Raw genomic sequence first — 8,003 nt, 5'->3', positions numbered from 1 at the left:
CTTCTAATCTGGAAATTCAATGGGTTCTCCCATAAATATCCGGAACTGTAACCAAAATTCACATCCTCCGCCTTTATCAATATTTTGCCTGCGTGCAGATTTGAATTTTCAAAAGTTACTTTAAATTCCTTTACCTCAGGCAATTGCCGCTTAAGCTGCTGAAGGTTTTGCAAAATACCGTTAACCTTATCAGAATGTACTTCCTGTAATTTGGATGTACTTTGTTCAGATCTGTTTTTAATCGTATTAATAAAAATTCTGGGAACGCCTTTCTTTATTTGTTTTTGATTCCCCCTTGAATTCTCTTTTTGTTTGCGTTCGGCTGCTTCTCTGGCAATTTGCTTAGCTTGTCGTAAAGCTTTTTCTTTATGATCTGCCTGAGCCTCTAAAGCCATCAACCTCTCCTCCTTTTGCATTTTAAAGAAGTCATAATTACCTCCATAAACCTCTACCCCACTTTGATTCAATTCAAAAGTAACATCAAGAAGATTAAGTAAAGTTCTATCATGGCTTACAACTATAGTCGTTGCTTTACTTGTCTGTATCAGATTATATAATTGTTCCCGGCTCTCTACATCAAGATGATTTGATGGTTCATCAAAAAGTATAACCGATGGTAAATGAATTGTAATGCCTGATAAAAATACCTTGGTTTTCTCTCCTCCACTAATTGTTTTCATCGGCTGAGCTAATTCAATGTGTTGTATATTCCACAAACTAAGCGCTGCCAGAGCCCTCTCTTCAACATTCCAGTCGTCATCTAATTGGGCGAAATTGGTTAAAGAAGCATCGCCATTAAGTATTGCATGTAATGCTTCCATTTTACCGTCAATACCCAGGGCCTGGGCAACAGTTAAATCGTCGTACTGACCGAAATGCTGGGGGACATAAAAAGGTTTATTTATTGATGCAACATCCCCTGAGGCAGGCTCAACCCGACCTGCAAGGATCTCAAGCAAAGTAGATTTTCCAGAACCATTAGCACCTATTAAGGCTATCTTTTGCCCTTTAGAAACAGAAAAATTTATATCGCGGAACAGGCATTCCTTATTGGAATGCACATATGAAATTTGTTTAACTACAATACCCATAAAGCATCATTGATAAAAAGTAAAAAAATAAGATTTAAATTGTGCATAAGCACGAGGCGGCTAGACAAGTACAGTGGTACTGTTTAGCATTTGAGCAAAAAAGGAAAAGCTACTGCTCTGTTTATAGGATCTTACATTTCTTAATGAATTACACCAATATAGATAAAATGACATTTGCCATCATCGTACATAGATGTTCTCAATGGGGTAATTAGTCGTTTATACGACAAAGGTAAATATTTTTTTAAGAAACGAGTATCGTCTGAACTATCAAATAACTAAATTTTTATGAACCTGATGAAGAATCTGCTCATAATAATCTGCCAGTTTTGAAAAATCTTTTAGTGGATCAGGGGGATACATCAAAGCATTAAAGAACGTTTCGATATCCCTTTCTGTAGTCAGAATCACTTCGTCTTTTATCATTTCAACATGCTCATTCAGAGCGTCTATACCCTGCTTTTTCATAAAAAACTTTTGATATACTAATATACTAAATAATCAGATTATTTGCTAAAATTTTAGCTACTTATAATTACGGTTCGCCCATTTAATACATGGTTCTATCCATTGCGGCAAAGGCTTAAATAAAAAACCATGCTTCAATCCCGTGTTTAGCTCTATTTCTTTAAAGTGCAAAACCTTTAAATTAGATGTTTCTTTCCTTTTTATTGCCGACACTCCGTATTCGTCAGATCGCTCATAGATAGTTAAAATATTTCCACAGAAATTAATTCCGGGAAAAGATGTTAAATCCTTATCTCTGTAACAACCAATAAACACAAAATTAAGATTAGGGTTCCTTAAGGAGCTGGAAACGTATTGCGCAATATATCCTCCTTTTGAAGTGCCTATAACTGTAATATGGCTTGGTTTAACACCTAATTTCAATAAACTGTCTACTTGCCGAACCACCTTTTTTGTATAGGCTCCTACATCTGTATTAGCGGACCTTTTCTCACTGATCACCTGAAATCCAGCCTGTTTAAACTTGTTTAAAACTTCCAAATATTCCGTTTTTCCATATTCAGGATGGACTTCAGTCAGCGAATGGTCTTCTGCAAACTTGTTGTGAAGAAAGAATATATAATCTTGTGCAGCACAAAATAAAGAATTGGCTACTAAGAGCAACAAAAGCACAGTTTTTTTGGAATTCATAAAAGGTGCATTATAATTATTAATTAGCGTCAAAAACTCTTACTTTGTTCATTAGCAATTGTCTGATACTTACCAGGTGGCTAAAAAACATCACAGGCACAATAAAAGCAGGAAGTAAGCTAAAAGGGAAATACAAAACTGCAATATTAGGCTGGTCAAACCCAAACTTCTGAATGGGTGAGGGTACTGAGAGAAATGCATTCGCCACAATATTGATCAATAAACAAAGACAAATAACATTCCAGGCCAATAGAGATCCCTTGGCCATTTTCTTTTTTGAGATTCCAAAATAAGCTACTAAAGGCGCAGAGATTCCTGCCAAAATATCAAAGTTCCTCCCTTCAAATGTCATCAGTTCTGGAACAGTCCCATTGATAAACAATAGGTACAAAATAATTTCCACCGGAATTCTCCCTACATGCAGATAAGTGAGATTTAATATAGGGAGTCCATCAATAAACTTTCTACCTCCCCGGGTTAAAAATACGAGCATAATTGAGAGAATAGCTGGGAATACCCCCATAATGGCAATCTTAGGCGGAAAAACAGTAGTATCGGAACTGAAAACAAAATTTAAACCCAATATCGCCTGAACAATAATCCACAAACTTAAAACAATTAGAAGGAGATTGGCTTTACTGCTAACATTAAACTGTAAGGATCTTTTAATTACGCGATAAAACAAAAACAGCGTAAATAGGGTCGTCAACACAAAAAGCACAACAACAAACAACGGTAAGCCTATAATCATTCTTAAATTATACTTTTAACAATTCATCAATCTGCTTGGCAAGGGCTCTATCTTTTTCAGTAATAATATTACCTGCATCGTGAGTACTTAGCCAAAATTCCAATTTATTCCATTCATTACACCACTTAGGATGATGATTATTTTTCTCTGCTACAAATGCCACCTTAACCATAAAGGCGAAAGCTTCCCGAAAATCTTTGAATATTAGTATTTTGTGCAGTTTATTTTCAACAATATCCCACTCCTTTTGAACTACATTTTCCATAAATTCTATTATAAAGTTGCGGCGCCATTGCTGCCAATATTAGAACAAGCAACATCGACTTATGTTTAAATCTACTTATAATTAATTCGATTCCCCTCAGTGTCCTTTAAATAAGCAACAACTCCTGCCGGAAGCTCTTCACTTTCTATTGGGAAACTTATAGAATCCGCAACGTAGTTTTTTGTATTAGATGCTTTTTGAAAAATTTCAAATAAGGCAATTGGCTCCTGATTGAAACTAATGCAGGTACTAATAAAATGCATTTCCTCTATCCTATAGTTAGGCTGCTTTAATTTCTCATTTATATCTTTTAAGCGTGAGATAAAGTGCCGCTGTCTGATAAAAGTATTACTGTTCATGATAATGAAAATGTAATCTGCATAAGAAGTTACTTTTCCATAGTACTTATGATTATCTCCCCCACTTCTCTCTATCAGATATTCGCCCGAAGATTCAGATTTATAAATTTCAACTGACGAACGCCAGATTCTTTCTTCATTAATTTCTTCCGGGTTATCAGGTAAGTTACGGTTAAAAGAATACCATAATCCTACCAATTCGTCCAATAACTTGTAGTTAACCGTAACCTTAGGGATATCAATTTTTAAATCGTTAAAACTAAATGCCTCGTTGTGCGAATTAATAAAATCGATGTAGTTATCATAGCCTAACACCTGCACTATCCGACTTAGTTTACTAAGGTTCGGTTTGCTGGACCCAGTGAGGTCTTTTCGATTTTCATATGCTTTTAGTTTATTGATAATAAGATGTTCATACAAATAATTTGCTCCAAATAGATCAGTTTCTTTTTTACTTTCTGTTTTCTGTTACGGTTCTGTAACAACCCATTCAATTCTTCTACAATGTACGCCCACTCAGACTTAGAGACATCTTTCCATGTCTTTTTCTTTAGAAAATTACTAGCTAAAAAATTCATTAGCTTCTCGAGATGTAGCAGGTCTTCCTTATTCATAATATGAATATAAGATAAAAATAATACCAAATAATACATATATAAGACTTTTATATTTTCATGTATAGAGAAGTTTGTTCTAAACGAAGTCAATGAATTATATCATAAATATCAAATTATATCTCACACCTAAAACTAATTGATCATGGACTATTCTCAAATCTTTTTCATCTACTGGTGGGTCTTCGCTATCCTGTTCACCCTCCTATTTTACAAATTCATACTAAGGGTTTTCCTGGGTATGGTCATCGTACCCGAAAACAAGGTAGGACTGGTTACCAAGAAATTTGTGCTTTTTGGCAGCAACAAAGAATTACCAGACGGACGTATTATTGCAACTAAMGGAGAAGCTGGTTTTCAGGCAAAAGCACTGGCTCCCGGACTTTACTGGGGCATGTGGCCCTGGCAATACAATGTGAACATGCACGGGTTTACCATTATACCCGAAGGTAAAATAGGATTRATCCTGTCCAACGATGGTGCTGAAATACCGACAGGTGCAATCCTTGCCCGAAGAGTAGAATCGGATAATTTTCAGGATGCAGAAAAATTCCTAAACAACAATGGGCAAAAAGGTCGACAAACCTCTTATATCACTGCAGGTACTTATCGTATCAACTTATTTGCCTTCACCGTTACAATTGCCGACATGGTCATCATACATGAAAATATGGTAGGCATTGTAACCACGCTTGACGGCCATCCAATTGAAAGCGGGCAAATTGCAGGAAAGCAAATTACCGGTCACAATAATTTTCAGGACATTGATGTTTTTCTAAAAAATGATGGTAACCGTGGTTTGCAGCCATCAATCATTTTAGCAGGTAGTTACAATATTAATCCATGGGCAATTCAGATTGAAGAAATACCAATGACCGACGTACCTATTGGTTTCGTTGGCGTTGTGATCAGCTACATCGGTGAAGACGGTAAAGATTTAACCGGGGAGAGTTTCAAACATGGCAATATTGTAAGCAAAGGCCAGCGTGGGGTATGGATGGAAGCCTATGGCCCTGGCAAATACCCATTCAACAAATACATTATGAAGGTTGAACTGGTGCCTACAACTAATCTGGTATTGAATTGGGCCAACGCCAGGAACGAATCTCATGAGTTAGATAAGAACCTGAGTACTATCACCGTCCGCTCCCGAGACGGCTTCCCTTTCAATTTAGATGTATCTCAGATCATTCATATTCCCGCAACCGAGGCACCCAAAGTAATAGCCCGTTTCGGTAGCATGAGTAATTTAGTAAGTCAGGTATTAGAGCCTACTATTGGCAATTATTTTCGAAATTCTGCACAAGACAGCGATGTGATAAGTTTTCTGATTACCCGTAAAGAAAGACAACAATCGGCAAAGGAACACATTAAAGCAGTCCTGGATGATTACAATGTAAATGCTGTAGATACTTTAATAGGTGATATTCTTCCACCAGAGGCATTGATGAAAACCCTTACCGACCGTAAGATTGCAGAAGAGGAACAAAAAACTTATCAGACACAGAAAATGGCACAGGAACAGCGCCAGGGCATGGAGAAAGAAACTGCAATTGCAGATATGCAAAAGGAAATTGTAAAAGCACAGCAAAGTGTTGAAATTGCTCAGCGCACTGCTGATGCAACGGTAAAAAAGGCAGAAGGTGACGCCAATAGTTTAAAACTACAGGTTGATGCTGAAGCCACGGCAACTAAAATGCGTGCAAACGCAGAAGCTGAAGCAACTAAAGCCCGTGCTGGTGCACAAGCCGAAGCTACCAAACTTAATGCGACTGCCGATGCAGAGAAAATAGCCAAAACAGGATTGGCCGAAGCAGAAAAAATTATGGCCATAGGTAAATCTACAGCTGATGCTTACGACTTACAAGTAAAAGCCATGGGAGGCGACAACTTTACCAAGTTTAAAATAACCGAAGAAATTGGAAAAGGAAAAATTAAGATCATCCCAGATCTAATTGTAAGTGGTGGCAACGGCAGTGATGGTAGCCTAAGTGGTTTAATGGGTCTGCAATTGATGCAAATGATACAGCAAGAAAAAGGGAAAGCCAGCGAATAATAAACCCTAATCACTTAAAATTATGGATCTCAATATAAATTACCACACTGAAATGACTCCTGATATTGCCTTACAAATATTAAGAGATGGTCATGAAAGATTTCTTAGTGGACGCAGCAAACATCGCGGCTTGCTACAAAAAGTACAGGAAACAAAAGACAATCCGAGGCCATTTGCATCAATATTGAGCTGCATGGATTCAAGGGTTCCAACTGAACTGATTCTTGACCAGAGTATTGGTGATATTTTTAACATTCGCATTGCAGGCAATGTTATATCTCCACATGTGTTAGGATCGTTGGAGTATACAATAGCCACGGCAGGTTCAAAACTGATTGTAGTAATGGGTCACACCAATTGTGGGGCAGTAAGGAGTGCTTGTGACGATGTGATGAGGGAAAATCTTTCGGGCTTGCTAAGGGAAGTAAAAGTGTGTATCTCACAAGAATTTACGGAAATAAGCAACAGAACAGGCCATAATGAATCTTTTGTTAATAAGGTTTCTTTACTTAATGTTTACCGTTCCGTGCAGCAGATACTTGAGCAAAGCAGTATTATACGGCAACGCGTAGATAGCAGAGAAATAAAGATCATACCTGCTATGTACGACATCTCTGTAGGTAATTTGACTTTTTACAATAAACATTGCTAACATGTTGAAATAGTAGGAATAGAAACTCAGACTTTCTCCATAATTTAGCTACTACAATCAGTTTGTTATGGAAAAGAAAAGATACCAAGGGGCATTRAACGATAAGGATAGATCAAAACAGAAATTGATCCAGGCTGTTGGAATTGTAATCCAAGACAAAGGATATACCGGATTGACCGTTACAAACATTTCAAAAGCTGCAGGATTGGACCGTAAACTAATTAAACTTTATTTTGGTTCAGTTGATAATCTGATAGAAATTTATGTAAAAAGCAAAGACTACTGGGTGGCTGCAACAGGTGATGCAGGTATCATGATCGAAAATAACCAAGGGAAAGACACGAAGCAAATATTGAAAAATCTGTTGCTTAATCAATTGGATTATTTCTATGAGAATGAAGAAATGCAGAAGATTGTACTTTGGCAAATTAGCCAGAGAAGCCAGATTATGTATCAGGTATGCGAAGAACGAGAACAACTTAGTTCCACATTCTTTGCATTGACAGATAAGGAGTTGAAAGGAAATGATGTCGATCTTAGGGCAATTGCCGGTTTATTGGTTGCAGGTATTTATTATATGGTACTTCATGCCAAAACTACCGACAGCCTTTTTTGTGAAATTGACATCAATAATCCAGAAGGAATGAAAAGAATCAAAGAAGCAATAAGCCTGGTTTTAGAATACGCTTACAGTAATAAGACTCAGTCATAGATAATAGAAAACCTTTTATCAGAACTTATAACCGAGTGAAATACTAAAGCTGGTATTTTTCATTTTCCCTTTCCGTTTTATCCCGCTATAAGTTGTTTGCAAATTTGCCAGTCCTATTTCACTATTGAATTGGATAGAATATTTGTTAAAAAGCTCATAACCAGCTAAAAAACTAACCCCGTAATCCAAGGGCTTTCCATACAAATAAGATCCAAATTCACCCTTCTCTGCATCGTTTTTGAAGATCACCTCTCCATTATCTCCAATTTGGATATCCCCAATTAAAACACCAGATGCGGACTTCCACTTCCCTCCTGTTCCATATCCCAAATAACCTCCTGCGCC

10 protein-coding genes and 1 pseudogene are annotated in these 8,003 nt (G+C 37.0%); 3 read left to right on the top strand and 8 right to left on the bottom strand.

Annotated features, from left to right (window positions below; translation table 11 throughout):
- From AC1DG9_RS19715 to AC1DG9_RS19685, 7 genes are all read right to left on the bottom strand, one after another.
- The coding region (locus AC1DG9_RS19715) for an ATP-binding cassette domain-containing protein (protein ID WP_477635092.1) at window positions 1-1,091 on the bottom strand (1,091 nt) is incomplete at its 3' end.
- A 270-nt stretch (window positions 1,092-1,361) separates the two neighbouring features.
- Window positions 1,362-1,559, bottom strand: a complete 198-nt coding sequence (locus tag AC1DG9_RS19710) for a hypothetical protein (protein ID WP_172659691.1) — start codon at window positions 1,557-1,559, stop codon at window positions 1,362-1,364.
- Between the two features lie 57 nt (window positions 1,560-1,616).
- Window positions 1,617-2,249, bottom strand: a complete 633-nt coding sequence (locus AC1DG9_RS19705; protein WP_172659690.1) for an alpha/beta hydrolase — start codon at window positions 2,247-2,249, stop codon at window positions 1,617-1,619.
- A gap of 19 nt (window positions 2,250-2,268) precedes the next feature.
- Window positions 2,269-3,000 carry a hypothetical protein gene (locus AC1DG9_RS19700; protein WP_337716527.1) on the bottom strand — a complete coding sequence of 244 codons (732 nt, stop codon included), beginning with the start codon at window positions 2,998-3,000 and terminating at the stop codon, window positions 2,269-2,271.
- Window positions 3,001-3,007: 7 nt separating this feature from the next.
- Window positions 3,008-3,265: a 4a-hydroxytetrahydrobiopterin dehydratase gene (locus AC1DG9_RS19695; RefSeq protein ID WP_337716525.1), complete on the bottom strand. Its 258-nt coding sequence runs from the start codon at window positions 3,263-3,265 to the stop codon at window positions 3,008-3,010.
- A gap of 71 nt (window positions 3,266-3,336) precedes the next feature.
- Window positions 3,337-3,945: a hypothetical protein gene (locus AC1DG9_RS19690; protein ID WP_477635091.1), complete on the bottom strand. Its 609-nt coding sequence runs from the start codon at window positions 3,943-3,945 to the stop codon at window positions 3,337-3,339.
- A 68-nt stretch (window positions 3,946-4,013) separates the two neighbouring features.
- Window positions 4,014-4,238, bottom strand: a complete 225-nt coding sequence (locus tag AC1DG9_RS19685; RefSeq protein WP_477635090.1) for a hypothetical protein — start codon at window positions 4,236-4,238, stop codon at window positions 4,014-4,016.
- A 145-nt stretch (window positions 4,239-4,383) separates the two neighbouring features.
- Here AC1DG9_RS19685 and AC1DG9_RS19680 point away from each other — a divergent pair, with 145 nt between their 5' ends.
- The 3 genes from AC1DG9_RS19680 to AC1DG9_RS19670 all read left to right on the top strand — a co-directional run bounded on the left by AC1DG9_RS19680 (window position 4,384) and on the right by AC1DG9_RS19670 (window position 7,658).
- On the top strand, window positions 4,384-6,294 hold the full coding sequence (locus AC1DG9_RS19680; protein ID WP_477635089.1) for an SPFH domain-containing protein: 1,911 nt from the start codon (window positions 4,384-4,386) through the stop codon (window positions 6,292-6,294).
- 22 nt (window positions 6,295-6,316) lie between these two features.
- Window positions 6,317-6,946, top strand: a complete 630-nt coding sequence (locus AC1DG9_RS19675; protein ID WP_337716524.1) for a carbonic anhydrase — start codon at window positions 6,317-6,319, stop codon at window positions 6,944-6,946.
- A gap of 67 nt (window positions 6,947-7,013) precedes the next feature.
- Complete coding sequence (locus tag AC1DG9_RS19670; protein ID WP_172659685.1) at window positions 7,014-7,658, top strand: TetR/AcrR family transcriptional regulator; 645 nt, start codon at window positions 7,014-7,016, stop codon at window positions 7,656-7,658.
- 18 nt (window positions 7,659-7,676) lie between these two features.
- Here AC1DG9_RS19670 and AC1DG9_RS19665 read toward each other — a convergent pair.
- Window positions 7,677-8,003, bottom strand: a pseudogene (locus AC1DG9_RS19665) (outer membrane beta-barrel protein); the annotation flags it as partial.

The sequence above is a fragment of the Pedobacter sp. 05L430 genome, assembly GCF_056397585.1.
Note: the sequence above shows the minus strand (reverse complement) of the source record. Positions and strands in the feature narration are given on the sequence as shown.

Excerpts from the sequence above, each read along its gene's own strand:
- AC1DG9_RS19710 (WP_172659691.1), bottom strand. The coding sequence starts at position 1,559 with ATGAAAAAGCAGGGTATAGACGCTCTGAATGAGCATGTTGAAATGATA.
- AC1DG9_RS19705 (WP_172659690.1), bottom strand. The coding sequence starts at position 2,249 with ATGAATTCCAAAAAAACTGTGCTTTTGTTGCTCTTAGTAGCCAATTCT.
- AC1DG9_RS19695 (WP_337716525.1), bottom strand. The coding sequence starts at position 3,265 with ATGGAAAATGTAGTTCAAAAGGAGTGGGATATTGTTGAAAATAAACTG.
- AC1DG9_RS19675 (WP_337716524.1), top strand. The coding sequence starts at position 6,317 with ATGGATCTCAATATAAATTACCACACTGAAATGACTCCTGATATTGCC.
- AC1DG9_RS19700 (WP_337716527.1), bottom strand. The coding sequence starts at position 3,000 with ATGATTATAGGCTTACCGTTGTTTGTTGTTGTGCTTTTTGTGTTGACG.
- AC1DG9_RS19685 (WP_477635090.1), bottom strand. The coding sequence starts at position 4,238 with ATGAATAAGGAAGACCTGCTACATCTCGAGAAGCTAATGAATTTTTTA.